Source organism: Erythrobacter sp. HI0063, assembly GCF_001635685.1.
GTDB lineage: Bacteria > Pseudomonadota > Alphaproteobacteria > Sphingomonadales > Sphingomonadaceae > Qipengyuania.
In genome coordinates this window covers 1-279 of sequence record NZ_LWFF01000198.1, presented here as the reverse complement: position 1 = coordinate 279, position 279 = coordinate 1, and the positions used below count along the sequence as shown (strand labels likewise).

The window sequence follows — 279 nt, the reverse complement described above, 5'->3', positions numbered from 1 at the left end:
CGCGACCTCGCGCCTGCTGGTCTGGCCAGTGTTCGATTTCCGCGGCGCGGGTGCGATGGTGAGCTATGGCGGTGCGATGACGGTGGTCCAGCTGTTGTGGATCGTCCAGAGCCAGAGCGACATCTTCATCGCAGGTCGCGTCTTCGAGCCCTACGATCTGGGCCTCTACTCCGAAGCCCTGTTCCTCACCCTGATCGTGACCGGGCGTTTCCTGCCCCCGCTCAACGACGTGGCCTTTCCCGTCTATGCGGAAATGCACAAGCAGGGCCGACCGCTGGG

1 protein-coding gene is annotated in these 279 nt (G+C 64.2%); it reads left to right on the top strand.

What is annotated here, in order from left to right:
• A partial coding sequence (locus A3736_RS06555) for an oligosaccharide flippase family protein (protein ID WP_156502022.1) occupies positions 1-279 on the top strand: 279 nt, incomplete at both ends.